General features: G+C 63.2%; 28 protein-coding genes and 1 other RNA gene. 12 read left to right on the top strand and 17 right to left on the bottom strand.

The window, feature by feature from the left end; translation table 11 throughout:
* The first annotated feature begins 48 nt into the window (after positions 1-48).
* Positions 49-726: a Bax inhibitor-1/YccA family protein gene (locus ACSHWJ_RS02335; protein ID WP_282213384.1), complete on the top strand. Its 678-nt coding sequence runs from the start codon at positions 49-51 to the stop codon at positions 724-726.
* 79 nt (positions 727-805) lie between these two features.
* Here the strand turns inward: ACSHWJ_RS02335 and pnp are convergent, their stop codons facing one another.
* From pnp to rimP, 7 genes are all read right to left on the bottom strand, one after another.
* Positions 806-2,881, bottom strand: a complete 2,076-nt coding sequence (pnp, locus tag ACSHWJ_RS02330; protein WP_282213383.1) for a polyribonucleotide nucleotidyltransferase — start codon at positions 2,879-2,881, stop codon at positions 806-808.
* 31 nt (positions 2,882-2,912) lie between these two features.
* Positions 2,913-3,182 carry a 30S ribosomal protein S15 gene (gene rpsO, locus ACSHWJ_RS02325; RefSeq protein WP_010960592.1) on the bottom strand — a complete coding sequence of 90 codons (270 nt, stop codon included), beginning with the start codon at positions 3,180-3,182 and terminating at the stop codon, positions 2,913-2,915.
* Between the two features lie 115 nt (positions 3,183-3,297).
* Positions 3,298-4,212, bottom strand: a complete 915-nt coding sequence (truB, locus tag ACSHWJ_RS02320) for a tRNA pseudouridine(55) synthase TruB (protein WP_282213382.1) — start codon at positions 4,210-4,212, stop codon at positions 3,298-3,300.
* A 5-nt stretch (positions 4,213-4,217) separates the two neighbouring features.
* Positions 4,218-4,577, bottom strand: a complete 360-nt coding sequence (rbfA, locus tag ACSHWJ_RS02315; RefSeq protein ID WP_432539230.1) for a 30S ribosome-binding factor RbfA — start codon at positions 4,575-4,577, stop codon at positions 4,218-4,220.
* 12 nt (positions 4,578-4,589) lie between these two features.
* Positions 4,590-7,196 (bottom strand): translation initiation factor IF-2, encoded by a 2,607-nt coding sequence (infB, locus tag ACSHWJ_RS02310; protein WP_432539229.1) that lies wholly within the window; start codon positions 7,194-7,196, stop codon positions 4,590-4,592.
* Between the two features lie 34 nt (positions 7,197-7,230).
* Positions 7,231-8,730, bottom strand: coding sequence for a transcription termination factor NusA (gene nusA / locus ACSHWJ_RS02305; protein ID WP_017365885.1), 1,500 nt, complete (start codon positions 8,728-8,730; stop codon positions 7,231-7,233).
* Positions 8,731-8,748: 18 nt separating this feature from the next.
* Entirely contained in the window at positions 8,749-9,201 is a 453-nt protein-coding gene (gene rimP / locus ACSHWJ_RS02300) for a ribosome maturation factor RimP (protein WP_010960598.1), read from the bottom strand.
* Between the two features lie 227 nt (positions 9,202-9,428).
* On the opposite strand from rimP, the gene ACSHWJ_RS02295 reads away from it, so the two are divergent.
* On the top strand, positions 9,429-10,175 hold the full coding sequence (locus ACSHWJ_RS02295) for a UDP-2,3-diacylglucosamine diphosphatase (RefSeq protein WP_432539228.1): 747 nt from the start codon (positions 9,429-9,431) through the stop codon (positions 10,173-10,175).
* Between the two features lie 11 nt (positions 10,176-10,186).
* Here the strand turns inward: ACSHWJ_RS02295 and epmA are convergent, their stop codons facing one another.
* Together epmA and efp are read right to left on the bottom strand one after the other, a co-directional pair.
* Positions 10,187-11,176, bottom strand: coding sequence for an EF-P lysine aminoacylase EpmA (gene epmA, locus ACSHWJ_RS02290; protein WP_218797654.1), 990 nt, complete (start codon positions 11,174-11,176; stop codon positions 10,187-10,189).
* Complete coding sequence (efp, locus tag ACSHWJ_RS02285) at positions 11,166-11,732, bottom strand: elongation factor P (protein WP_010960601.1); 567 nt, start codon at positions 11,730-11,732, stop codon at positions 11,166-11,168. Before efp ends, epmA begins: the two co-directional genes overlap by 11 nt.
* A 99-nt stretch (positions 11,733-11,831) precedes the next feature.
* Between efp and epmB the strand changes: the two genes are divergently transcribed.
* The gene (gene epmB, locus ACSHWJ_RS02280) at positions 11,832-12,803 is read left to right on the top strand and encodes an EF-P beta-lysylation protein EpmB (protein WP_432539227.1); all 972 of its coding nucleotides are present in this window, start codon (positions 11,832-11,834) and stop codon (positions 12,801-12,803) included.
* A gap of 72 nt (positions 12,804-12,875) precedes the next feature.
* On the opposite strand, the gene ACSHWJ_RS02275 is transcribed toward epmB, so the two are convergent.
* Entirely contained in the window at positions 12,876-13,820 is a 945-nt protein-coding gene (locus tag ACSHWJ_RS02275; RefSeq protein WP_432539226.1) for a 5'-nucleotidase, read from the bottom strand.
* Positions 13,821-13,967: 147 nt separating this feature from the next.
* Between ACSHWJ_RS02275 and ACSHWJ_RS02270 the strand changes: the two genes are divergently transcribed.
* The gene (locus ACSHWJ_RS02270; RefSeq protein WP_010960605.1) at positions 13,968-14,402 is read left to right on the top strand and encodes a hypothetical protein; all 435 of its coding nucleotides are present in this window, start codon (positions 13,968-13,970) and stop codon (positions 14,400-14,402) included.
* Positions 14,403-14,436: 34 nt separating this feature from the next.
* On the opposite strand, the gene ACSHWJ_RS02265 is transcribed toward ACSHWJ_RS02270, so the two are convergent.
* The 5 genes from ACSHWJ_RS02265 to ffs form a co-directional block, all read right to left on the bottom strand.
* The gene (locus ACSHWJ_RS02265; protein WP_010960606.1) at positions 14,437-14,781 is read right to left on the bottom strand and encodes a histidine triad nucleotide-binding protein; all 345 of its coding nucleotides are present in this window, start codon (positions 14,779-14,781) and stop codon (positions 14,437-14,439) included.
* A 27-nt stretch (positions 14,782-14,808) separates the two neighbouring features.
* Positions 14,809-15,405: a recombination mediator RecR gene (gene recR / locus ACSHWJ_RS02260; RefSeq protein ID WP_432539225.1), complete on the bottom strand. Its 597-nt coding sequence runs from the start codon at positions 15,403-15,405 to the stop codon at positions 14,809-14,811.
* Between the two features lie 6 nt (positions 15,406-15,411).
* A complete protein-coding gene (locus ACSHWJ_RS02255) occupies positions 15,412-15,735 on the bottom strand; it encodes a YbaB/EbfC family nucleoid-associated protein (protein ID WP_010960608.1) in 324 nt (107 codons plus the stop codon).
* 9 nt (positions 15,736-15,744) lie between these two features.
* Positions 15,745-17,388 (bottom strand): DNA polymerase III subunit gamma/tau, encoded by a 1,644-nt coding sequence (dnaX, locus tag ACSHWJ_RS02250; protein WP_218800010.1) that lies wholly within the window; start codon positions 17,386-17,388, stop codon positions 15,745-15,747.
* A 36-nt stretch (positions 17,389-17,424) separates the two neighbouring features.
* An RNA gene (gene ffs, locus ACSHWJ_RS02245) (signal recognition particle sRNA small type) lies at positions 17,425-17,521 on the bottom strand.
* Between the two features lie 149 nt (positions 17,522-17,670).
* Here ffs and ACSHWJ_RS02240 point away from each other — a divergent pair.
* On the top strand, positions 17,671-17,847 hold the full coding sequence (locus tag ACSHWJ_RS02240; RefSeq protein WP_435928688.1) for a hypothetical protein: 177 nt from the start codon (positions 17,671-17,673) through the stop codon (positions 17,845-17,847).
* A 49-nt stretch (positions 17,848-17,896) separates the two neighbouring features.
* Here ACSHWJ_RS02240 and ACSHWJ_RS02235 read toward each other — a convergent pair whose 3' ends face one another.
* Positions 17,897-19,384 (bottom strand): beta-barrel assembly-enhancing protease, encoded by a 1,488-nt coding sequence (locus ACSHWJ_RS02235; RefSeq protein WP_432539224.1) that lies wholly within the window; start codon positions 19,382-19,384, stop codon positions 17,897-17,899.
* Positions 19,385-19,448: 64 nt separating this feature from the next.
* On the opposite strand from ACSHWJ_RS02235, the gene tusD reads away from it, so the two are divergent.
* From tusD to ubiA, 6 genes are all read left to right on the top strand, one after another.
* Positions 19,449-19,820, top strand: a complete 372-nt coding sequence (tusD, locus tag ACSHWJ_RS02230; RefSeq protein WP_432539223.1) for a sulfurtransferase complex subunit TusD — start codon at positions 19,449-19,451, stop codon at positions 19,818-19,820.
* Positions 19,817-20,185 (top strand): sulfurtransferase complex subunit TusC, encoded by a 369-nt coding sequence (gene tusC / locus ACSHWJ_RS02225; protein WP_432539222.1) that lies wholly within the window; start codon positions 19,817-19,819, stop codon positions 20,183-20,185. Before tusD ends, tusC begins: the two co-directional genes overlap by 4 nt.
* Entirely contained in the window at positions 20,182-20,490 is a 309-nt protein-coding gene (gene tusB / locus ACSHWJ_RS02220) for a sulfurtransferase complex subunit TusB (RefSeq protein WP_017365895.1), read from the top strand. Before tusC ends, tusB begins: the two co-directional genes overlap by 4 nt.
* A complete protein-coding gene (locus ACSHWJ_RS02215) occupies positions 20,481-20,804 on the top strand; it encodes a TusE/DsrC/DsvC family sulfur relay protein (RefSeq protein WP_010960615.1) in 324 nt (107 codons plus the stop codon). The genes tusB and ACSHWJ_RS02215 overlap by 10 nt, the downstream gene beginning before the upstream one ends.
* Before the next feature lie 146 nt (positions 20,805-20,950).
* Positions 20,951-21,439: a chorismate--pyruvate lyase family protein gene (locus ACSHWJ_RS02210; RefSeq protein WP_017365897.1), complete on the top strand. Its 489-nt coding sequence runs from the start codon at positions 20,951-20,953 to the stop codon at positions 21,437-21,439.
* Positions 21,436-22,314: a 4-hydroxybenzoate octaprenyltransferase gene (gene ubiA / locus ACSHWJ_RS02205; RefSeq protein WP_017365898.1), complete on the top strand. Its 879-nt coding sequence runs from the start codon at positions 21,436-21,438 to the stop codon at positions 22,312-22,314. The genes ACSHWJ_RS02210 and ubiA overlap by 4 nt, the downstream gene beginning before the upstream one ends.
* A gap of 114 nt (positions 22,315-22,428) precedes the next feature.
* Here the strand turns inward: ubiA and ACSHWJ_RS02200 are convergent, their stop codons facing one another.
* Complete coding sequence (locus ACSHWJ_RS02200) at positions 22,429-23,250, bottom strand: cytochrome C assembly family protein (protein ID WP_432539221.1); 822 nt, start codon at positions 23,248-23,250, stop codon at positions 22,429-22,431.
* A gap of 102 nt (positions 23,251-23,352) precedes the next feature.
* On the opposite strand from ACSHWJ_RS02200, the gene ffh reads away from it, so the two are divergent.
* Positions 23,353-24,711, top strand: coding sequence for a signal recognition particle protein (gene ffh / locus ACSHWJ_RS02195; RefSeq protein WP_010960619.1), 1,359 nt, complete (start codon positions 23,353-23,355; stop codon positions 24,709-24,711).
* Positions 24,712-24,719: the final 8 nt, after the last annotated feature.

Raw genomic sequence — 24,719 nt, 5'->3', positions numbered from 1 at the left:
ATAAACGGTCCAAGTGGTCTTGTGTGAAATAACTTGAGGAGCTATCGAATGAGTATTCCCCGTGAACAGGTCTTGAGCCGCGGCGCTTATGCCGTCGTGCCTCGCCATAAGGTTCTGACCAACACCTATGCGCTGCTGTCGCTGACGCTGCTGTTCAGTGCGTTCACCGCTGGCGTGTCCATGGTGCTGGCGCTGCCCCACCCCGGCATCATCGTCACCCTGGTGGGCTATTTCGGCCTGCTGTGGCTGACCAACAAGTATGCCAACAGCGCGCTCGGCCTCCTGTGGGTGTTTGCTCTGACCGGCTTCATGGGCTATACGCTGGGCCCGATTCTGAACGCCTACATCACGCACTTCGCCAACGGCACCCAGCTGGTCATGATGGCCATGGGCGGTACGGGCGCAGTGTTCCTCGGCCTCTCGGCCTACGCGCTGACGACCCGCAGGGACTTCAGTGTCCTCGGCGGCCTGCTGGGCGCAGGTGTGCTGGTCGCCTTCCTGGCCGGTCTGGTCGCCGTCTTCGTGCCCGGCCTGATGGGGCTCAGCCTCGCCGTGTCGGCGATGTTCGTGGTTCTGATGGCCGGAATGATCCTGTTCCAGACCAGCGCGATCATCCACGGCGGCGAAACCAACTACATCCTCGCCACGGTGTCGCTGTACGTGACGATCTTCAACCTGTTTACCAGCCTCCTGCAGTTGCTCGGCGTGTTCGGCAGCGACGATTGAGCTTTCCTCATCTTTTAGGGACACGAAAAACCCGGCCTCGGCCGGGTTTTTCGTGGGTGGACGGAAAGGGGACCGATGCTTATTCGACGGCCTTCATGCTCAAGCGCACCCGGCCCTGGCGGTCGATCTCCAGCACCTTGACTTTGACCATGTCCCCCTCCGCCAGCTTGTCGCTGACTTTCTCGACGTGCTCGTCGGAGATCTGGGAGATGTGCACCAGGCCATCCTTCCCCGGCAGGATGGTGACGAAGGCGCCGAAGTCCATCAGCCTCGCGACCTTGCCCTCGTAGACTTTACCGACCTCGACCTCCGCCGTGATGTCCTCGATACGGCGGCGGGCCTCCAGACCAGCCTGTTTGTCGACCGAGGCGATCTTGACGACACCATCGTCGGTGATGTCGATGCTGGTGCCGGTTTCTTCGGTGATGGCGCGGATGGTCGCACCGCCTTTGCCAATCACTTCCCGGATCTTGCTGGGGTCGATGGTGAAGCTGGTGATGCGCGGCGCGTAATCGGACATTTCGCTGCGCGGGGCCGGCAGCGCCTGCGCCATCTTGTCCAGGATGTGCAGCCGTCCCTCGCGGGCCTGATGCAACGCTTGGCGCATGATTTCCGGCGTGATGCCGTCGATCTTGATGTCCATCTGCAGCGCGGTGACACCGTCGCGGGTGCCGGCGACCTTGAAGTCCATGTCGCCCAGGTGGTCCTCGTCACCCATGATGTCCGACAGGACGGCGAATTCTTCGCCTTCGAGGATCAACCCCATGGCGATACCGGCCACGGCGCCTTTGGTCGGCACCCCCGCATCCATCAACGCCAGGCTGCTGCCGCAGACCGATGCCATGGAGCTGGAGCCATTGGATTCGGTGATCTCCGAGACGATGCGGATGACATAGGGGAATTCGTCCATCGTCGGCATGATCGCCTGCACGCCGCGCTTGGCCAGGCGCCCGTGGCCGATTTCGCGCCTTTTGGGCGAGCCGATGGCGCCGGTCTCTCCCACACAATAGGGGGGAAAGTTGTAGTGCAGCATGAAATTCTCTTTGTACTCGCCTTCCAGGGCGTCGATGAGCTGCGCATCGCGGCCCGTGCCCAGCGTTGCGACCACCAGAGCCTGAGTTTCGCCGCGGGTGAACAGGGCGGAGCCGTGGGTACGGGGCAGGACGCCGGTGCGGATCGTGATGGGGCGCACCGTGGAAAGGTCACGCCCGTCGATCCGTTTTCCGTGGTGGAGGATGTTGCTCCGGACGATTTCCTCTTCCAGTTTCTCGATCTGTCGCTTGACCGCGTTTTCGTCGTGAGCGCCTTCGGCGGTGAGGGCGTCGATCACGGCCTTCCGGACTTCTTTGAGCTTCTGCTGACGGAGCTGCTTGTCGGCGATGTTGTAGCCTTCGCCCAGTCCCGCCCGGGCCAGTTCGTCGACCGCGGCGACCAGGGCGGCGTCGACGGCCGGCGGTTCCCACGGCCAGGGGGTCACGCCGACTTCCTCCGCCAGCTCGTTGATGGCACGGATGGCCGTCTGCATCTGTTCATGGCCGAACACGACCGCCCCCAGCATCACTTCCTCGGGCAGGATTTTCGCCTCCGATTCGACCATGAGCACCGCGTTGGCGGTTCCCGCGACCACCAGGTCGAGCTCCGATCCCTCCACGACCGAGCCGTCCGGATTCAGGACGTAGGCACCATTCACGAATCCCACCCGGGCGGCACCGATCGGACCTTTGAAAGGCAGGCCCGATAGCGTCAGTGCCGCTGAGGCGCCCAGCATCGACGGGATATCGGGGTCGACTTCCGGATTCAGCGACATGACGGTGGCAACGACCTGGACTTCGTGGGTGAAGCCGTCCGGGAACAGCGGTCGGATGGGCCGGTCGATCAGTCGTGCGGTCAGCGTTTCTTTTTCGCTGGGACGTCCCTCCCGCTTGAAGAATCCGCCCGGAATGCGTCCGGCAGCGTAGGCCTTTTCCTGGTAATTGACGGTAAGGGGAAAGAAATCGCCGTGCGGGGAGGCATCCTTGCGCCCCACCACGGTGACCAGCACCACGGTGCCTGCCATGTCCACCATGACCGCGGCATCGGCCTGACGGGCGATCTCGCCGGTTTCGAACGAAACGGTATGAGCGCCGTACTGAAATTGCTTCCGGATCGGGTTCACGGGTTCTCCTTGGGCTGTCGGCGGGCGAGGGTTATTTGCGGAGACCCAGCCGCTCGATGAGCGTGCGGTAGCGTTCGTTGTCCGTGTTCTTCAGATAGTCCAGCAGCTTGCGGCGCTGGTTGACCAGACGGAGCAGGCCGCGGCGGGAATGGAAGTCCTTTTTGTGCTTGACGAAATGAGGGGTCAGATAGTTGATGCGGTTGGTCAGCAGGGCCACCTGGACCTCGGGGGAACCGGTATCGCCCGGGGCCCGCTGGAATTCCTGCACGATGACACTCTTTTCTGCTGCTGTGAAAGCCATGGGATAATCTCCAAAAAACTCGTTGAAAACCTTTTGAATAATCGCTAATTGTACCGTCTGGCAGGGGATGACGACAAGGTTTCCCGCGAGCATGCCCGGCTCAGGGGGACCTCGGTCATGCGTCGTCGCTCCAGGGGACGACTACCCGCCTGGGGGCTATCCGGCCTTTGCCGTCGCTGCAGCCTATGCCGAGAAACACTCCTCCGCCGCCATATACCCGGACCAGTTCGCCAACAGGGAAATCGCCCCCCTCGACGGCCTGTCCGTGCCGGAACAGCCGGGCTGTTCCGGCGTCGAGCCATGCCGCGGGCCAGTGCTGTACCATCGAGTCCATCGGCCGCAGGCAATCAAGCCGGTCGGCCGGTGCCATCGCCTCCAGTTGCTCGAGGGTCACGGCCTGAGCGACGGAAAACCCGGCGACGGTCGTGCGCCGCAACACTTCGACATGGGCGCCGCAGCCGAGGGCATGGCCGATGTCCTCCACCAGCGTTCGGATATAGGTGCCCTTGGAGCAGTGGACGTCCAGTTCCAGATAATCCGCGCCCCTTCCGGCCAGTTCGATGTCGAAGACCGTCACCGGCCGTGGCGGCCGTTCGACTTCCACGCCTTTGCGAGCCAGCTCGTAGAGCCGCTTTCCCCGGTGCTTCAAGGCGGAAAACATCGGCGGCACCTGTAAGATGGGGCCGGTGAATCCTGCCAGCAGGGTGAGGAGGGCCGGTTCGTCGAGCGCAGGGACGGGCGTCCGTGACCGGACTTCGCCGTCGGCGTCGCCGGTATCGGTAGTAACGCCGAGCCTGGCCAAGACGCGGTAGCGCTTGTCCGAATCCAGCAGGTAGCTGGAAAGCTTGGTCGCCTCGTTGAAGCATAGCGGCAGAATGCCGCTGGCCAAGGGATCCAGGCTGCCGGTGTGGCCAGCCTTCCGCATATCGAGCAGTTTCCGGGCGCGCTGCAAGGCGCTGTTCGAAGTCATGCCGCTGCCTTTGTCGAGCAGCAGGACTCCGGACAGCGTCGCTGTCGAAATGGCCCCCATGTCTTTCAGAGATCGCCGTCCTTGTTCAGAGACCGCAGCACTTCGTCCATGTGCAGGCCGCGCTCGAGGGAGTCGTCATAGGCGAAGCGGATTTCCGGGATGATGCGCATGCGCATTCGCCGCCCCAGCACCTGACGCAGCCGAGGGGCGAACTCGCCCAGCCGTTTCACGGCCGCTCTGGTTTCCAGCCTTGCGCCGAGGAAAGTCACGAATACCTTGGCCACGGCGAGGTCGCGGCTGACATCGACGTCGCTGACGGTGACCATGCCGAGCTCCGGCGCATCGATTCCGGTGCGCAAAAATTCGGCGATTTCCCGCTGCATCTGGGCGGAGACACGGTCGCTGCGACTGAATTCTCTGGGCATGTTTCCGGATCGTCAGTGAGGTGCAACCTGGACCTTCTCGAACACCTCGATCTGGTCGCCTTCGCGCACGTCGTTGTAGTTCCGGACCGCGATACCGCATTCCATGCCGGACTTGACCTCGTTGACGTCGTCCTTGAATCGGCGCAGCGACTCGAGCTGGCCCTCGAAGATGACCACGTTGTCGCGGAGCACGCGGATCGGCAGGTTGCGGCGGACATGGCCTTCCACGACCAGACAGCCGGCAACGGTGCCGAACTTGGACGAACGGAAAACCTCCCTCACCTGGGCGATGCCGATGATCTGCTCCTTGAACTCGGGTTCCAGCATGCCGTTGATGGACTTCTTGACCTCGTCGATGGCGTTGTAGATCACGCTGTAGTAATGCAGATCGATGCCCCGTTCCTCGATCAGTTTGCGGGCGCTGCCGTCGGCGCGGACGTTGAAGCCGATCAGGATGGCATTGGAGGCCAGAGCCAGGTTGGCATCGGTTTCGGAAATGCCGCCGACGCCGCCGCCGATCACCCTCACCTTGACCTTGTCGGTGGACAGTTCGGTCAGCGCGCTCCGCAACGCCTCCAGGCTGCCCTGGACATCGGCCTTGATGACCAGGTTGAGGTCGATGGTCTCTTCACTGCCCATGAGCGAAAACACGTCCTCCAGCTTGGCGGCCTGCTGCGCGGCCAGCTTGGTGCTGCGCAGCTTTTCTTCGCGGTGCAGGGCGATTTCGCGCGCCTTGCGCTCGTCGGCCACCACGATGAACTCATCGCCCGCTTCCGGCGCGCCCGAAAGCCCCAGTACCTCGATGGGTGCCGAGGGGCCGGCTTCCTTCAGTGGTTTGCCATTTTCGTTGAACATGGCACGGACACGGCCGATTTCCTTGCCGCAGAGCAGGAAGTCGCCTTTCTTCAGAGTGCCGCGCTGGATCAGGATGTCGGCCACCGGGCCGCGTCCCTTTTCCAGCTTCGATTCCAGCACCACACCGGCGGCCGGGATAGCCACGGGCGCCTTGAGTTCGAGCACTTCCGCCTGGACCAGGATGGCATCCAGCAAGGTGTCGATGCCTGCGCCGGTTTTGGCGGATACCGGAACGAACTGTACGTCGCCCCCCCATTCTTCGGGGACCACGTTGAGTCCGACCAGCTCCTGCTTGACCCGGTCGGGATCGGCATCGGCCTTGTCCATCTTGTTCATGGCGACCACCAGGGGCACACCGGCCGCGCGGGAGTGCTCCACGGCCTCCCGGGTCTGCGGCATCACGCCGTCGTCGGCTGCAACGACCAGTACCACGATGTCGGTGACTTTGGCGCCGCGGGCCCGCATCGCGGTGAACGCGGCATGGCCGGGCGTGTCGAGGAATGTGATGGAGCCGTGGTCGGTCTTGACCTGGTAGGCGCCGATGTGCTGGGTGATGCCGCCGGCTTCGCCGGCGGCGACCCGCGATTTGCGGATATAGTCCAGCAGCGAGGTCTTGCCGTGGTCGACGTGGCCCATGATGGTGACCACTGGCGGACGCGGCAGCTGCGGGGCTTCGGCCTCGGCGGCGAGATTGGCCATGATTTCCGCTTCCAGGTCGTCTTCCTTCTGTGCGATAGCCTTGTGGCCCATTTCCTCGACCACCAGAATCGCGGTTTCCTGGTCCAGCACTTGGTTGATGGTCGCCATCACCCCCATCTTCATCAGGGCTTTGATGACCTCGACGCCCTTGACCGACATACGCTGGGCCAAATCCGAGACCGTGATGGATTCTGGAACGGCGACTTCATAAACGATAGGGGCGGTCGGCTTCTCGAAACCGTGCTTCTGCTCGGGCATGAGCATCGGCCTGCCGGTTTTTGGTTTTTTCCTTTTACCGCCGCCTTTGCGGAAATCGTCACCCTGCAGTTCGCGGTATTCGTCTTTCCGGCTCAGGCCCGCGCTACGCTTGTCGCCCCGCGCTTCCGTCTCGCGTTCGGCCGGATGAGCGCGAGGTGCCTCGGCCTTGGGTTTGCCAGCTGATGGGCGAGCAGGGGGACGCGGTTCAGGCGCCGGGCGCGGAATCGGAGGAGCGGCGACGGGTGCCGGTTTAGCTGCCACCGTTTCGCGCTCGGCGGTGGCTTGACGTTCTTCCTCATCCCGGCGCCGGCGCTCTTCGGCGGTGCGAGCGGCTTCTTCCTGCCTGCGGCGCTCTTCTTCGGCCGCCTGCTCGCGGAGCATCTCTTCCTGCTGCCGGCGCGCCTCCTGTTCGGCCAGTTCGCGTTGCTGCTGTTCCTCGAGTGCCCGCCGCGCCTGTTCGGCTTCGGAAAGGCGGTCGCTGGTCTCGGGCAGTTCGCTGCGCTTGACGTAAGTGCGCTTCTTGCGCACTTCCACGCTGATCGTTTTCGCCCCCTTGCCCGGCACCGTGCCCTGTTTCAGCTCGGTGACGGAGCGCCGCTGGAGCGTGACCCTTTTGGGCTCGGTCACACTTTCCTGCACCTTGCCATGACTCTGGCGCAGGTGATTGAGCAGTTTCATCTTTTCAGCATCGCTCAGTACGTCGTCCGCGTCGGAGATCTGAAGACCCGCATCTCCAAGCTGATGGAGCAGCCGGTCGAGAGGAATGCCCACGATCCCGGCCAGTTGTCTCACTGTTACGTCACTCATGATTCAGCCCCTATCGGTAATCGTCCTTGCGTCTTCAGGAAAACCACGAGGCGCGCGCCTTCATGATGAGTTCAGCGGCCTTTTCCTCTTCCATGTCTTCGATGTCCAAAAGATCCGGGACGGCCTGGTCGGCCAAGTCTTCCAGCGTGCGAATGCCGTGGCGCGCGAGGCGGTAGGCCAATTCGCGATCCATGCCTTCGAGCTCCAGCAGCTCCTGGCTGGGCTCGACCTCTTCGAGTTTCTCCTCGGATGCGATGGCCTTGATGAGCAGCGCGTCCCGTGCCCGGTTACGCAATTCTTCCACGATATCCTCGTCGAATTCCTCGATTTCGAGCAATTCCTTGGTCGGTACGTAGGCGAGTTCTTCCACGCTGGAGAAGCCTTCCCGGACGAGGATTTCCGCGACCTCCCCATCGACGCCGAGTTGTTCGACGAAGGTTTGGATCAGACGCCGGGTCTCTTCCTGGGTCTTGGCGTCGGCCTGGGTGGAACTCATGACGTTAAGCGTCCAGCCGGTAAGCTCGGACGCCAGCCGCACGTTCTGGCCGCCGCGGCCGATGGCCTGAGACAGGTTTTCGTCGGCGACGGCGATATCCATGCTGTGGCGGTCTTCGTCCACGACGATGGAAACGATTTCGGCTGGCGACATGGCGTTGACCACGAACTGGGCCTCGTTCTCGTTCCACAGGATGATGTCGATGCGTTCTCCCGCCAGTTCGTTGGACACGGCTTGGACCCGCGAGCCGCGCATGCCGACGCAGGCGCCGACCGGGTCGAGGCGGGGGTCGTTGCTCTTGACCGCCACTTTGGCGCGTACTCCGGGATCGCGGGCTGCTCCCTTGATTTCGATGAGGTTTTCACTGACCTCGGGGACTTCCAGCCGGAACAGCGCGATCAGGAGTTCCGGCGCGGTGCGGCTGACGAAAAGCTGCGGCCCCCTGGCATCCGGCCGGACCGCGCTGAGGATGCCGCGCAGGCGGTCCCCGGAACGGACGGATTCGCGCGGGATCATCTCGTCACGAGGGATGAAGGCCTCGACGTTGCCGCCGAGGTCGAGGAAGACATTGCCCCGCTCGATGCGCTTGATGACGCCGGTGACCAGCTCGCCGACGCGGCTCTGATAGGCGTCCGCGATCTTGCGCCGTTCGGCCTCGCGCACTTTCTGCACGATCACCTGCTTGGCGGTCTGCGCGGCGATGCGGCCGAACTCGATGGAGTCGAAGGGTTCTTCTACGAACTCGCCGACGGTGATGCCGGGGTGAGTCTTGCGCGCTTCTTCGAGGGATATCTCTCTTTCCGGGAATTCGACACCGTTGCCGAATTCCTCCCGGGGTTCCACCACCTGCCAGCGGCGGAAGGTTTCGTAGTCGCCGGTCTTGCGGTCGATACTCACGCGCACATCGTACCTGCCGTCATGCCGCTTGATCGTGGCGGTGCGGAGCGCCTCTTCGATCGCGGAAAAGATGACTTCTTTTTCGATGTCCTTTTCGTTCGACACCACGTCGACTACCAGCAGGATTTCTTTATTCGCCATCAGGTCGTCCTACAATGTTCAGATATCAAATTCGGGTATGAGCCGGGCCTTGTCGATCAGGTCAAAAGGAATGGCATGCAGGCCGTTGTCGTCTTCGAGGTCGATCACATCCCCCCGGACGCCTGCAATCTCCCCCTTGAACCGGCGCTGACCATCCAGGGAGCGCAGTGTTTGCAGCCGCACCCGACGGCCCGTGAAGCGTTTGAAATGCTCGAGGGTGAACAACGGGCGGTCGAGGCCGGGCGACGATATTTCCAGCTGGTACTGACCGGGAATGGGATCCTCCACGTCCAGCATACCGCTGAGTTGGTAGCTGACCTTCGAACAGTCGTCCAGACCTATCCCCTGGGGATGGTCGATGTAGACGCGCAGAACCCTGGCACGCGCGTCGAACTCGATTCCCGCCAGTTCATAACCCAATCCGGTAACGACGGGCTCGATCAATCGCTGCAAGTGTTCGGGCATCCGCATGGTCAGTTTCCGGCCCACAAAAAAAGGGCACAAGGCCCAATGTTGTTATCCCGTTCCTTCAGAAACTAAAAACGCCCGCAAGGGGCGCCGTTCGGGACGCTGGTCCTCCAGGCTGGAAGACCCGTCTCATCAGTCGGCGTATGCTAACATAAATGATAAGAGGAGATAAACCCCCAGATTCTCAAGCACTTTACCCCGCCGGTCGGTTGAACCGGCGATCTTTTTCCATGGCTTCCCTGGAGCAGACTTTGAGACTGGAGACGTTGTTCATTGCCGATCTGCACTTGAGCGCGACAGAACCCGGCCGGGTCCGGCTGTTCCAGGACTTTCTTGCCGGTCATGCCCGCGGCGCCGAGGCTCTGTACATACTCGGCGATCTGTTCGACGCGTATATCGGCGACGACGATACCGCTTTTCCCGCCGGGGTGGTGCGGCGAAGTCTTCGGGAGCTGACACAGTCCGGCACCCGGGTGTTTTTCCAGCAGGGCAACCGTGATTTCCTGGTCGGTCCGGAGTTCGCCGCGGCCACCGGGGCAACTCTGCTCGACGATTACACGGTCATCGACCTGTACGGGCACAAGGCCGTGGTCACGCACGGCGACCTGCTGTGCACGGACGACCGCAAGTATCAGCAGGCCAGGGCGCGGGTCCGCACCGACGCATGGAAGCGCCACGCCTTGGGCAAACCGCTTTGGGTGCGCCGACTCTACGCACGCTGGTACCGCTTGCGTTCGGTGCTGGACAAGCGTGGCACCGCGCCGGAGATCATGGACGTCAACGCCGCCGAAGTGGCGCGGGTGTTCCGGGATTTCGGCGCGGACGTCATGATCCACGGCCACACCCACCGGCCGGCGGATCACGACCTGGTCTGTGGTCGTCCGGTCCGTCGGATCGTGCTGGCGGAGTGGCACAGCGAAGGCGAATTCCTGCGCTGGACACCGGAAGGGGGGAGGCGGGTACGGATTTCCCCGTAAGTTCGAGCGGCTCAGGCCTTGGCCAGGGGGAAGGCCAGGGTATCGGCGATCGCGTCCAGCCGGTGGAGGCCGAGCAGCAGCCGGTCGATGCCGAGGGCGATCCCGGCGCAGTCGGGCAGACCGGCTTTCAGAGCATCCAGGAGACGCCGGTCTTTTTCCGGAACGGGAAGCCCGGCGTCGATGCGGGCAGCGATGTCACGGTCGAACCGGCATTCCTGTTCGAGGGGGTCGCTGAGCTCGAAAAAACCGTTGCCCAGCTCCAGACCGTCCAGGAATACCTCCACCCGCTCCACCAACCGCTCGTCGTCCGGTTTGAACCTGGCCAGGGATGGCAGGATCGCGGGAAAATCGCGCACGAACGTGAAACGGCCCCGCCCCAGATGGGGCTGGACGAGGTGGCTGAACAGCAGGTCGAGCCAGATCGAACGGTCCGTTCCGCAGATTGCTTCGGCTTCCTGCAAACCGTGGCTCGCAGCACAGCCGGCGAAATCGGCGAACCCGGCGTCGAGCGGATCGATGCCGGCATGTCTCAGGAAGGACTCGCGGTAGCTCAGGTGTTCGGACGCGGCCAGCGGACGGATGTTTTCACTCAGGACCTGCAACAGCGCATCGGTTTCTTCGATCAATTCGTCGAGCCCGAAACCGACCCTGTACCATTCCAGGAGAGTGAACTCGGGGTTGTGGAAGCGGCCGGATTCATCCCTGCGGAAGGCCTTGCAGATCTGATAGATCGAACCGCTGCCGGCGGCCAGCAGCCGCTTCATCGCGAATTCCGGCGAGGTCTGGAGGAACAGCCGTGACGAACCGTCGCTGCCGCCACCGACGGAAAAAACGCTCAGGTGCGGATCGGTCACGGTACCGTGCGAGAGAAGGGGAGTCTCGACCTCCAGCACCTCCCGTTCGGCGAAGAACCGTCGGATTTTCCGAAGGAGTTCCGCCCGCCGGCGCAGCATGGCCGGCGGGCAGGATGGACGCCAGTCGGAGGGCGCCCTATTTGACACGGGAGACGTATTCCCCCGTGCGGGTGTCCACTTTGATGACCTCGCCGGTCTGGACGAACAACGGTACCCGGACTACGGCGCCGGTTTCCAGGGTGGCAGGTTTGCCGCCGCCACCAGAGGTGTCACCGCGCACGCCGGGGTCGGTTTCGGTAATGGTGAGCTCCACGAAATTGGGCGGCTGAACGGCCAGCGGGACGTTGTTGAACAGGGTCAGGATGCAGATGTCCTGTTCCTTCAGCCACTTCTTGGCGTCGGCGACGGCATTCTGATCAGCGGCGTACTGCTCGAAGGACTCCGGTACCATGAAATGCCAGAGCTCGCCGTCGTTGTAGAGATACTGCATTTCCACGTCGACCACGTCCGCGGTTTCCAGGGTCTCGCCGGACTTGAAGGTCCGTTCCACCACCCGGCCGGTCTTGAGGTTGCGCAATTTGACCCGGTTGAAGGCCTGGCCCTTGCCCGGCTTGACGAACTCACTTTCGAGCATGGTGCAGGGATCACCGTCCAGCATCACTTTCAAACCGTTCTTGAACTCACTCGTGCTAACAATAGCCATGCATACCTCGGGTCGATGCATCTGAAAAAATACAGAGCATTATAATGGACGCTTTTTTATTGCGGAACCGTACAGCGCCGATCAAGGACGGTGGACGATATGAGTGAGCAGTGGCAGGCCGAACTGGCCGAGGGTTTTGGCTGTGTCCAGGATCTCCTGGATTTTCTCGGCATCGCCGCGCCGTTTTCGGCGGAGGCGGCGGGAAAGTTCCCGTTCCGCGTGCCGCGCGCCTATGCCCGGAAAATGAGGCCGGGCGACCCGTATGACCCGCTGCTCCGGCAGGTTCTGCCGCTGGCGCAGGAACTGGCCTCTCCCGAGGGTTTCGTCGGCGATCCGGTCGGCGACCGGCCGGCTCTGAAGGTGCCTGGCCTGCTGCACAAGTATCAGGGCCGGGCGCTCTTGATCACGACTGGCGCCTGCGCGGTCCACTGTCGCTATTGTTTCCGCCGCGAGTTCCCCTATGGCGAAGGCCAGTTCACCCGCCAGCGGGAGAAGGCCGCTTTGGATTATATCGTCCGCGATCCTGGGCTCACTGAAATCATTCTGAGCGGCGGTGACCCGCTGCTGCTGAGCGATGATCGCTTGGCACGGCTGACGGAGCAGCTCACAGCGATCCCGCACTTGCGGCGGCTGCGTGTCCACAGCCGGGTGCCGCTGGTGCTGCCTTCCCGCATCGACGAGAGGTTGCTGGAAATCCTCGCCGGCCACCGGCTCAAAACCGTGGTGGTGATTCACGCCAATCATCCCCGGGAACTGGACGCCGAGACCGTCAGCGTGCTGGCAGCCATGCGGCGTGCCGGTCTGACGTTGCTGAACCAGTCCGTGCTGCTGCGGCAGGTCAACGATTCCGTCAGCGCCTTGTGCGAACTCAGCGAAAGACTCTTCGAATGTGGGGTGTTGCCTTACTACCTTCACCTGCTGGACAGAGTGCGCGGCACCGCCCATTTCGAAGTTCCGGAGGCCGAAGCCCGGGCGTTGCACGAAGCCCTGCGCCGCCGGCTGCCGGGGTTTCTCGTGCCGCGGCTGGTCCGGGAAGTCGAAGGGAAGCCCTACAAGCTGCCGGTCAGCTGAAGCGAAACAATGCGAAGCGTTTCTTTGTCCACCTCTTCCGCAATCGGGAGACGGACGGGGTGAGAGGAATGCTCACGGCGAGCGGCTGCCTGCATCCGTCCCCAGTGGCCGGTCGTCAGCGTCATCGGGTGCGTTGGCCACGCCGTGCGGCACATGGCCGGTCGCCACGTGGCGGCTCGCGGCTTCGCAATTGCTTTTCTGATCGTCGAAAAAGATATCCGCCCCGAAAGCGGCCAGGAACTGGCTCTTATCCCGTCCACCGAGGAACAGCGCCTCGTCGATCCGGATATTCCAGGCTCGCAGCGTCCGTACCACCCGTTCGTGAGCGGGCGCGCCACGGGCCGTCACCAGGGCGGTGCGCAGCGGTGAACCGTCGGCATCGAAGCGGGTCTGGATGTGATGGAGTGCTGCGAGGAAATTCCGGAACGGGCCGCCGGGCAAAGGTTCGCGTGCGGCGACGCGTTCATTCTCGGCGAAGGCTTCCAGTCCCGCCGAGCGGTAGATGCGTTCGGACTCGTCCGAAAACAGCACCGCGTCGCCGTCGAAGGCGATGCGCAGCTGGTCGGTATCGCTGCTGCGGGCAGGAGCCGTGATGATGGTAGCCGCCGCCTGTCCGTCGTTGAGGGCGTCGGCGACGTCGCCGGCGTCCGCCGACAGGAACAGATGGGCCCCGAAGGCTGCTACGTATTTGAACGGTGAGCGGCCGCCGGTGAAGGCAGCCCGGGTGATGTCCAGTCCGTGGCGCTGTATGGAGTTGAAAATCCGGAGGCCCGTGTCGGCGCTGTTGCGCGAGAGCAGAATGACTTCGACCAGCGGGGTGCCGAGGCGGTCGTTCATCGCCAGCAACTTGCGCACCAGCGGGAAGGCGACGCCCGGCGCCAGGATTTCGTCTTCATGCGCGATCTGATATCGGCAATAGGCTTCCCGGCCTTCCTGTTCGAAGATGCGGTGCGATTCATCGAGGTCGAAAAGCGCTCGGGAGGAGATGGCGACGACGAGGCTGGAAGGCTGGTTCATGGCCTGAAAATCGCGAAGGTTCCGGCGGCTCCGGTATACATTTCGACAGCGGTGCCGCACAATTGATCGTTTTCCGTGGCGTCTCCCCAAGGGACCCCCGGATTCCTGGCAATCAGAACATAAGCAGAACAAAACGAGAGGAGCATCATGCGCCGCAACATCTCCCTTCTATTACTGGTTTTATTCATCGTCGGTCTTTACGTACTGCAGAACAAGGGCGTGACACCTTTCGTGATGAAGGTCCTCGAGTCCGATCTCTTCGATATGAAGGAAGAAGAGGAAGAGCAACTCGGCAAGGTCAAGACCCCCCGTACCGACTTCGCTTATCTGCATTGCAAGGCGGCGATGCTGGAAGACCACGTGGTGCCAGAGAATTCGGAATTCCTGGATGACAAATACGAGGCCTGGGCGCTGGGCGGCAGGAATTACATTCTGCGGTCCGAGGTGCTGGTCGATTCCCCGCAGGGCCGGATCGCCCAGAAATTCGTGTGCAAGCTGCGTATGACGGGCGACGACCAGGCCAATCCGGACGACTGGTCCATCCTCGGCACCGAGCTGAATCCCGCCGATGGCGGCGAATAGGGTTTACCCTTCCGCCCGTACCGGTCACGGGGGATCAGCCCGGTGGCCAGTGCAGGCGGCGGCCGCCGAGGACGTGTAGATGCAGATGGTCGACTGCCTGGCCGGCATCGCCCAGGCAGTTGACCACCGTGCGGTAGCCGGATTCGGCAATCCCTTCCAGCGCGGCGACCCGCTTGACCGTCTCGAACAGCGCCGTGGCCAGACCCGGCGCGTCCGCCGGCAGCTCGTTGAGGTTGGCGACGTGCGCCTTGGGAATCACCAGCACATGCACCGGCGCCTGCGGGTTGATGTCCCGGAACGCCAGCGTCAGTTCGTCTTCATGAACCACGGCGGGTTTGATCGTCCCGGCGACCATCTGGCAGAAGATACATTGCGACATAGCGGCTCCTTGGGTGGGTAGGTCTTTTCAGAAATCCTTGCGGCCGTCGAAGGCATGGGAAAGCGTGGCGCCGTCGACGTATTCCAGCTCTCCGCCGAAGGGGATGCCGTGGGCGATGCGGGTGGTCCGGACGCCGTGGCGCCGGGCCATGTCGCTGAGGTAATGAGCGGTCGCTTCGCCCTCGACGGTGGTGTTGGTCGCCAGGATCAGTTCCGCGACAGCATCGTCCTTCAGCCGTTGCTCCAGGACGTCCAGCCCCAGCTCTTCGGGACCGATGCCATCGAGCGGCGACAGGCGTCCATTGAGTACAAAAAACAATCCCTTATAGCCGGTGGAGCGGCTGATCGCGAGCACCTCGGCCGGCGATTCCACGATGCAGAGGAGGGACCGGTCCCGTCCCGGGCTGGCGCAGTACTCGCATAGTGAGTGCTCGGTCAGGGTGCGGCACTGGGCGCATAACCCCACTTTTTCCAGGGCCTGGCGCAGGGCTTCGCTCAGTCTGCCGGCAGCGTCGCGGTCGCGCTGCAACAGGTGAAGCGTCATGCGCTGCGCGGTCTTGGGCCCGACGCCGGGCAGACAGCGCAGCGCTTCAATCAGCTCGGCAATGGCACCGGCTTGCCGCATGCGGGACTAGAATGGCAGGTTGAAGCCGGGCGGGATGCCCAGGCTTCCCGTCAGGCCGGCCATCTTCTCCTGCTTGAGCTTGGCGACCCGGCGCACGCCGTCGTTGAAGGCTGCGGCGATCAGGTCTTCCAACACTTCGTGTTCCTCCTGGCGCAGGCTGGGATCGATCTCCACTTTGAGCACTTCGCGCTTGCCGTTCATGCGGATTTTCACCAAGCCGCCGCCGGACTCGGCCTGGATTTCGGTCGCCGCTATCTCTTCCTGGGTTTTCTGGAAGGTCTCCTGGAAGCGCTGTGCCTGCTGCATCAGGTTGGCCAACGGGTTTTTCATGGGATTACCTCAAGGTTCGGTGTGGTCTAGCGGTCGGGTCGAGCCGGCCACGATCTGTGCGCCGAACATGTCCTTTAGGGCGTGGACGGTCGCATCGTTTTCGATTTCGAGTTCGGCCTCGCGCTGTCTTTCGATCTGCGCGCGCTGATCGGCGGCGGCCGGCGTTTCCGCGTCCAGGGATTCGCAGCGGATCGTTAGCTTGATGGGGCGGCCGAGGAGCTTTTGCAAGGCGGTCTCGAGATTGCTTGTCACCGTTGGCGTGTGGATCTGGGCCTGTCTGGGGTCCAACGCCAACTCGCAGGCATGTTCCGTCAGCGTCCTCAGCACGCAATGGCTGGCGAGCTGGCGGGTCATGCCAGCGAGGCGCATGGCCTCGATCATCCGCGGCCAGTTCAGCGCGTCGCTTGTCGTCCCAGGACTTGCCCCGGACGAGGAAGCTTCGGCAGCGGCCGGGGGCGGAGCTTGCCGGGTGACTTCCCGAGCGCGGTGCGGCTCCCGAATGCCGGTATCGGAGGGTGCCCGCATCGCCGGGGCGGCCGCGGTCGGGACGATCCTCGGCGCGGCTTCGGCGGAGTGCGGCCGGAAGGCCAGCATCCGCAGCAGCAGCATCTCGAAGCCATCGCGCGGGTCGGGGGCCAGCTGCAGATCCTTTTGCCCCTGCAGCGCGATCTGGTAGTAGAGCTGGGTATCCTCCGGTGTAAGACGGCGGGCGAGGGTCAGTACGCGTTCGGCCTCGTCGTCTTGGCGGATGGCGTCCGGGGCAAACTGGGCAATCGCAATCTGGTGCAGGATCGCCAGCAGTTGCTGCACCACGTCCTGGTAATCGGGGGAAAATTCGGCGAGGGTCGCGGAGACTGCAAGCAACTCATCGGCCCTGGACTCCGCCAGGGCCTCGAGCACGCCATAGACCGGCTCCCGCGATACGGTGCCCAGCATGGCGCTGACGCCGGTGTTGGTGAGCCGGCCGCCACAGTGGGCGATGGCCTGGTCCAGCAGGCTGAGGCCGTCGCGCATGCTGCCCTGGGCGGCGCGGGCCAGAGCCTTGGTGGCGGCGGGCTCGAAGTCGATACTCTCGGACGCCAGAATCTGGGCCATCTGGGCGCGGATCTGCTCGGGCGTCAACCGTTTGAGGTTGAACTGCAGGCAGCGCGATAGCACGGTGACCGGAATCTTCTGCGGGTCGGTGGTCGCCAGCAAGAATTTCACGTGCGGCGGAGGCTCTTCCAGTGTCTTCAACAGGGCGTTGAAACTGTGCCCGGAGAGCATATGGACTTCGTCGATCAAGTAGACTTTGTAGCGCCCCTGGTTGGGGGCGTACTGGACGTTGTCCAGGAGGTCTCGGGTATCCTCGACCTTGGTACGTGAAGCGGCGTCGACCTCGATCAGATCGATGAAGCGGCCTTCGTCCACCTCCCGGCAGATCAGGCAGCGGCCGCAGGGGTTTGCGCCCTGCCGGTCTTCGCAATTGAGCGCCTTGGCTAGAATCCGGGCCAGCGTCGTCTTGCCGACGCCGCGGGTACCGGTGAACAGATAGGCATGGTGCATGCGACCGGCTTCCAGCGCATGCGTCAGCGCCTTGACGACGTGCTCCTGGCCGACGACTTCGGTGAAGTTGTGGGGTCGCCACTTACGCGCAAGCGCTTGGTAGAGCATGGGGTTGCGACGGAAGGGTAGGTAATGGGCGGCTCACCGCACCAGCCACACCCCGGCACACGAGTCCGCTGTTACCGTTGCTCCCTTCCGGGCCTGGCGGGGTTCACAGCGTATCATTGCGAGGGGACCGATGCGGCTTGCCATAGAATCGGTGAGCCGGCGTGCTCCTAGAGAGCGCGCATTATGCCTGTTAACGAAGCGCCATACAAGGAGCTATGTCCATAGTGCTGGGAGCAAATAAACCGTCCGGCGAGGTAGCACGCTGCAAGGGGGCATCGTCCGATGCCCCGGGCGGAAATACGGGAGCGGTCCTTTGCCCCATTCCCGGGCGGCAGCCAGGACCATGGGCAGGGTGAGCAGGGGGCGCGGGTGGGCAAGGACAACGGCGTCCGCTTCGACGGCGTGGTCCTGCAAATGCCGCCTGATCGGCGCCGGTGCCGCTACGCCAACGAAAATTAGGCGGGCGGCGATCCGAAGCGGGCGTTTCGAAACGGCGTCGTCATCCTGCTCATTTTTCCCTTTCCTCCCTCTGCTCTTCCATCAGCTCCTTCAGTCGCTCCTCGATCGCCGCGTCGGTCTGGAAATCGCGGCCGGGTGCTCTCTGTGCCAGCTTGAGGTGCAGGATGGCGTTGCGGGTCTGACCGTCGGCGTAATAGGCTTCGGCCAGGTAGCGGTGGGATTCTGCTTCGTTGCCGAGCTGGGAATGGGCTTGCGCCAATAGTTCATATACCTCCGGCGTAGCGGGAAAATGGAGCAGGTAGTCCTGCAGCCGCTTGCGCGCCTCCAGGGGTTTGCCGGCGCGGACCAGGGTCTGGGCATAGTTCAAAGTGAGCGCGCGGTTGCCGGGAAAGCGCTTCAAGGCTTCCTCGTAGATAGCGAAGGCGGCGGGGTAGGTCTTGGCTTCGCGTTCCGCGTCAGCGAGGGCATTGAAGAAGTGCGACTGCTCGGGATAGCGGCGGATGAGTTCCTCCAGCATGGGTCTGCCTTGACCAATCTTGCCTTGGGCGACCAGGGCAAGGGCCAGTCCGTAATGGGCCACGTCTTGCTGCTGACGGGTGCCCACCTCCGAAATGGCGGTGAAATAATCGACGCTTTCCTGAGGATTGTGGGTCGTCTGAACGTGCAGCTTGGCCCGGATGATCTGGTAGGTGAACGAGTCGGGATATTGCTTGTAGGGATATTGTTCGGCCCGCCCGCGGGTGTCGGCGATACGCGACACGGTGACCGGGTGGGTCAGGAGAAATTCCGGCGTGCTGCGGCCGGTGGAGAAGCGGGTGGATTGCTGCATTCGTTCGAAGAAGGTGGGCATCGCACGGGGATCGAAATTCGAGCCAGAGAGGATTTTCATGCCCACCCGATCGGCTTCCGCCTCGTTGTCCCGGGTAAAATTGATCTGCATCTGTTGGCTGGCTGCCGTGGCGGCGATGACTGCAGCCTGGCCCAACTGACTGGAGCCAGTGCCTGCGCCCAGCAGCACGCCGGCCAGCATGGCCGCCGCGGTCGGCAGCGATAGCCGGCCGGCGGCCTGGAATGCCTCGTAGAGATGGCGCTGGGTGATGTGTGCGATTTCGTGTCCGAGCACCGAGGCCAGCTCGCTTTCGCTTTCGGTGATGAGGATCAACCCCGAGTTGACGCCGATGTAGCCGCCGGGACCGGCGAACGCGTTGATGACCGGCTGATTGACGACGAAGAAGTAGAAAGGCTGGGCTGGCGTGTCGCTGTTTTCCACCAGCTTCCGCCCCAGCGCTTGAATGTAGTCGGTGACTTCCGGATCTTCGTTGATCTGGACCTGGAGGTGCAGATTCCGGTAAAAGGCCTCGCCCAGCGCTTTTTCCTGCTGGGGCGTGAAAAGGGTGCCGGTGGAGTCGCCCATGTCCGGCAGCTCGAGGTTGAGGGGTTCGCCGGCCGCGGGAAGGGTTGCGGCGATCAACGAAATCGCCAGTAGGGCGGTTACCGCCTGGAATAGCGTGCGGGCGGGGCGGCGTGGACGTGTCATGAAAGGGATTGGGACAATCGGGCGGAAAACCGGGGCAAGGCGGTTCGTGGTGGGAGCGCTGATCATGAAATTCGTCATACAGATCGATGCGAGCCCGCATGAGGCTCAGGCGGCGAACACCGCGTATCAGTTTATCAAAGCCGCCCTGGCGGGCGGGCACCATATCCTGCTGGTATTCTTTTACTATGACGGCGTGTGTAACGCACAAGTTTCATCGTTCGCCGGCAAAGACGATCTTTCCGGCCGCTGGAGCGCCCTGGCGCGTGAGTATGGCCTGGATCTGGTCCTGTGCGTTTCCGCGGCCCAGCGCCGGGGTCTGGTTTCAGCGGAGGGGAAAGACCAGGGACTGCTTGCGCCAGGCTTTCGCATCGGGGGGCTGGGCCAGTGGGTGGACGCCTGCCTGAAAGCGGACCGGATACTCACCTTCACATCATGAATCATTCCAAGTGTTTCGTCTTCGTGGTTCGGCAACCACCTTTTCGGGGCGACCGCACCGTTGAGCTGGTGGACCAGCTGCTGGCGGTTGCAGCCTTCGACCATCCGGTGGACGTCCTGTTCCTTGACGATGGCGTGTGGCAGTTGCAGGCGGCTCATCTCCTCGAAGGCGCGGGGCTTCGCCCGTCGGCGCCGCTGCTACGGACCCTGGAGTTCTACGACGTCCGCGAAGTCGCGGCGGAACACGAATCGCTGGCCGAGCGTGCTCTCTCGCCGGATGGGCTGGTCCTGCCGGTGCGGTTGCTGGCGCGGAGCGAGGTTCCGGCTTGGATCGCCGGCCATGATGTCGCCGTGGGGTGCGGATGAGCGTGCTGCATCTGGTCAATGCCTCGCCCTTCGAGAGCGCCGCCCTCAGCCGATGTCTGGCCCGGGCGGGGGAGGGCGACGCCGTGCTCCTGCTGGAAAACGGCGTCTACGGCGCTCTGACCGGTTGCCGGTTTTCGCGCGAAGTGGCCGAGGCGGCGGCGTGGCTGGACATCCGCGTGCTGGCGCCGGATCTCCGCGCCCGCGGCCTTTGCGCGTCGAGCCTGCTGCAAACGCTCGGCCAGGTGGATTATGACGGCTTCGTCGAACTCGCGGTGCGGCACGAGCTTTCGCTGACATGGACGTGAATCAGCCCTTGCGGCTCGGCGCCGACGGTTTCCTGTTGGACTCGCACTCCTGGGACGAAGCTACGGCGGAACGCCTGGCCGAAACGATCGGCATCCGGTTGACCGACGCGCACTGGGAGATCGTCCGCTTCATCCGCGACTACCATCGCCGCTTCGATCATCTGCCGAACGCCCGCCTGTTCGTCAAGGCGGTCCAGAAAGAACTGGGAGAAACCAAAGGCAACAACCGTTATTTGCATGGCCTGTTTCCCGGCGGGCCGCTCAAACAGGCCTGCCTGATCGCCGGCCTGCCCAAACCGCCGGGCTGCCTGTAGCTCCCGCGGCATGAGGCTGCGGTCTGCTAAAATCCGGCGTCTTTTTCCACCGAGCGCACGCCTTGTATTCCAGGAGCAAACTTTTCTCTTCCCTGCCGAAATTCCGTAATGCACATCGGGGCTGCGGCCCGGCGATACCGCGGCCCATGGAATCCTGGGTGTTCGAAAGGGGCTCGCTGACCCGGCGTCTGAAAGCCGCTTGCGGCGCCGACTTCAATGTCCGGGTGATCCGCCAGGGTTTCGCCCATCCCTTCCCGGACGAGGCCTTGCTGCTGAAACTCAGATCCGGCCGTCGCGCGCTGGTGCGCGAAGTCGAACTCCGATCCCGCGAACGGCGTTTGGTCCTTGCCCGCAGCGTCCTTCCGGTACAAACCCTGAAGGGTGCGGGACGCCGGCTGGCGCACCTGGGCAATCGGCCGCTGGGCGAAATCCTGTTCGCATCACGGCGTCCGCGGCGTCATGGGTTCGAGGCGGCCCTGGCCGAGGACCGCCATTGGCGGCCGGCGGTTCGCGCCGGATCAGGTTCGGCCGGGCCCGTCTGGGGTCGTCGCTCGCTCTATTCGATCGCTGGCAGGCCCTTGCTGGTCGCCGAGTTCTTCCTTCCCGCCGTGCTTTCCGTCCCGGAGTCCGCATGAACGTCCCGCACTCGGTGAAATCGCGTGCCGATGCCTACTGGCGCCTGATGCGTTTCGACAAACCCATCGGCATCTTCCTGCTGCTCTGGCCTGCTCTGTGGGCGTTGTGGATAGCCGGGGAGGGGCGCCCCGATCCTGGCGTGGCGGCCGTGATCGTGTTCGGTGTGGTGTTGATGCGGGCTGCGGGCTGCGTCATCAACGACTACGCCGACCGTGAGTTCGACCCGCACGTCGAACGCACCCGGCTGCGACCGATCGCGGCAGGGGAGGTGACGTCGAAGGAGGCTCTCATCCTGTTCGTGGTCCTGTGCCTGACGGCCTTCGCGCTGGTGCTGACGATGAACGGGCTGACCATCGCCCTGTCGGTGCCGGGCGCGTTCCTGGCAGCCTCTTACCCCTTCACCAAACGCTATACCCATCTGCCCCAAGCCTACCTCGGCCTGGCCTTCGGCTGGGCCATTCCCATGACTTTCGCTGCCCAGACCGGCTCGATTCCGGTCGTGGCCTGGGCGCTGTACGCGGCGACGGTGCTGTGGGCACTGATCTACGACACCATGTACGCCATGGTGGACCGGGAGGACGATGTAAAGATCGGGATCAAGTCGACCGCGATCCTGTTCGGAAAGTACGACCGCGAGATCATTGGCGCCCTGCAGATCGCCATGCTGGCGATTCTGGCCGGCATCGGCCGCTATCTGGGCTTGGGGGGGCTCTACGCGCTGGGCCTGGCTGCCGCGGCGGGATTCTCGGTCTATCAGCAGGTCTTGATATTCGGGCGGGAGAAGTCCAAGTGTTTCCGCGCCTTCCTCAACAATCATTGGTTCGGTGCGGCGGTATTCGCCGGGCTGTTCGCCGATTACCTCTGGGCCGGATGAGTCGTCCGCTGTCGAAGGCCGGTCGAGCTCATTTGCTCGTCATGGAATGGGAAGGTCTTTTCAAACTGACGTAGATTGCTGCCAGCGAACGAACCTTCTCCCGACTCATCGGCATCATATCCGATGCAACACCAGCTCCAGCACCATCTTGCTGCCGAAATAGGCCAGCATCAGCGCGGCGAAGCCGCCCAGAGTCCAGCGGATGGCGGTCCGGCCGCGCCAGCCGCGGAACCGGCGCCCGCCGAGCAGGGCGGCGAATACGCCCCAGGCGGCGATGGAGAGGACGGTCTTGTGGGCCAGATGCTGGCCGAACAGGTCTTCGACGAACAGAAATCCGGTCACGAGGGACACGCTGAGCAGGACGAATCCGGCGCCGATGAGCTGGAACAGCAGTTTCTCCATGGTCTGGAGAGGCGGCAGCGAGCGGACGAACCCACTGGCGTGGTGGGTTTTGAGGCGCCAGTCCTGAACGGCGAGTACGATCGCCTGCAAGGCGGCGATGTTGAGGAAGCTGTAAGCCAGCATCGACACGACGACGTGCAGGCGCATTTCCAGAGAATGGTTCTTCAGGAAATGCGTGCTCTCGGGGAAGGAGAGCTTCAGGGCCAGGCCCAGGGCTGCCATCGGAAACACCACGATGCCGAGTTTCTCCACCGGTCTGAAGAAGGTTACGGCCAGCAGTACGGTGGCTATCATCCAGGCCGCGGCGGACAGGGTATTCAGAAAGCCGATGTTGAGGTCCCCTTCGGTGTCGAACAGCGTGGAAAGCGTCAATGCATGGCACCCCACCGCCAGAAAGCCGAACACCAGCGTCGCCCCTTTCTGACGCCGTGTCTCCAGCGCGGAGAGGTAATCGGTACGTAGCGACTGGTAGATGGACGCGGCGGCGGCGAGGTAGGCCAGGATCGCGGTGACGGCGAAGATCGTGGAATGCATAGGGGGTCATGTCCTCCGGGACGTAGTCTGGCATAATGCGCGGTCTGTTTGAAGCCGCGCCGACCGCGTTGCACCGAAAGTCAAGACCTTAGGAAACCTGCCATGTTCGACAACCTGACCGACCGCCTCTCCGATTCCTTGCGCAAACTGCGCGGCCAGGGCCGTTTGACCGAGGCCAACGTCCAGGATGCCCTGCGCGAAGTGCGCCAGGCATTGCTCGAAGCCGATGTCGCATTGCCGGTGGTCAAGGATTTCATCGAACAGGTGAAGGAGCGGGCGCTGGGCCAGGAGGTGCAGAAGAGCCTCACACCCGGCCAGGCCATGATCAAGATCGTCAACGAGGAACTGGTGACGATCATGGGCAAGGCCAACGAGAAACTGAACCTGGCCACCCAGCCGCCGGCAGTGATCCTCATGGCGGGCCTCCAGGGTGCAGGCAAGACCACCACCGTCGCCAAGCTGGCGCGCTGGATCAAGGAGAATCTGCGCAAGTCCGTGCTGGTGGCCAGCGCCGACGTCTATCGTCCGGCCGCCATCCAGCAGCTGGAGACATTGGCCAGCGAGGTGAAGGCCGAGTTCTTCCCCAGCGATGCGAGCGAACGGCCCGTCGATATCGCTCGCCGCGCCGTCGAGCACGGACGGAAACGCTATATGGACGTGGTCATCATCGACACCGCCGGGCGTCTTCACATCGACGAAGACATGATGGACGAGATCAAGGCCGTGCACGCGGCGATCAAGCCGATCGAAACCCTGTTCGTGGTGGACAGCATGACCGGCCAGGATGCCGCCAACACCGCAAAGGCCTTCCACGACGCGCTGCCACTGACCGGCGTCATCCTGACCAAGACCGACGGCGACGCCCGCGGGGGCGCGGCGCTGTCAATCCGTCACATCACCGGCAAGCCGATCAAGTTCATGGGTGTGGGCGAGAAGACCGCGGCTCTGGAGGTGTTCCATCCGGACCGCGTGGCTTCGCGTATCCTCGGCATGGGTGACGTGCTCTCGCTGATCGAGGACGTCGAGCGCACCATGGACAAGGCCAAGGCGGAAAAACTCGCCAAGAAGATCCACAAAGGCAGGCGTTTCGACCTCAACGACTACCGCGACCAGTTACTGCAGCTCAAGAACATGGGCGGCCTCGCCGCCATGCTGGACAAGCTGCCGGGCGTGGGGAACGTACCCCAGCACGTCAAGGACAAGATCAACGACAAGGAGATGTACCAGCAGCTGGCGATGATCGATTCCATGACCCCCGCCGAACGGTCCGACCCCGACATCCTCAACCCTTCCCGCAAGCGCCGTATCACCCTGGGCTCGGGCACCGAGGTGCAGGACCTGAACCGCATGCTCAAACAGCACGAGCAGATGCAGAAAATGATGAAGAAGCTCAAGGGCGGCAACATCATGAACCTGATGAAAGGCATGCGCGGTCAGCTCGGCCGCCGGCTGCCGTTCTGACCGGAGCA

The organism is Methylococcus sp. S1M, assembly GCF_051295855.1.
Classification (GTDB): Bacteria; Pseudomonadota; Gammaproteobacteria; order Methylococcales; family Methylococcaceae; genus Methylococcus; species Methylococcus capsulatus.
Note: the sequence above shows the minus strand (reverse complement) of the source record. Positions and strands in the feature narration are given on the sequence as shown.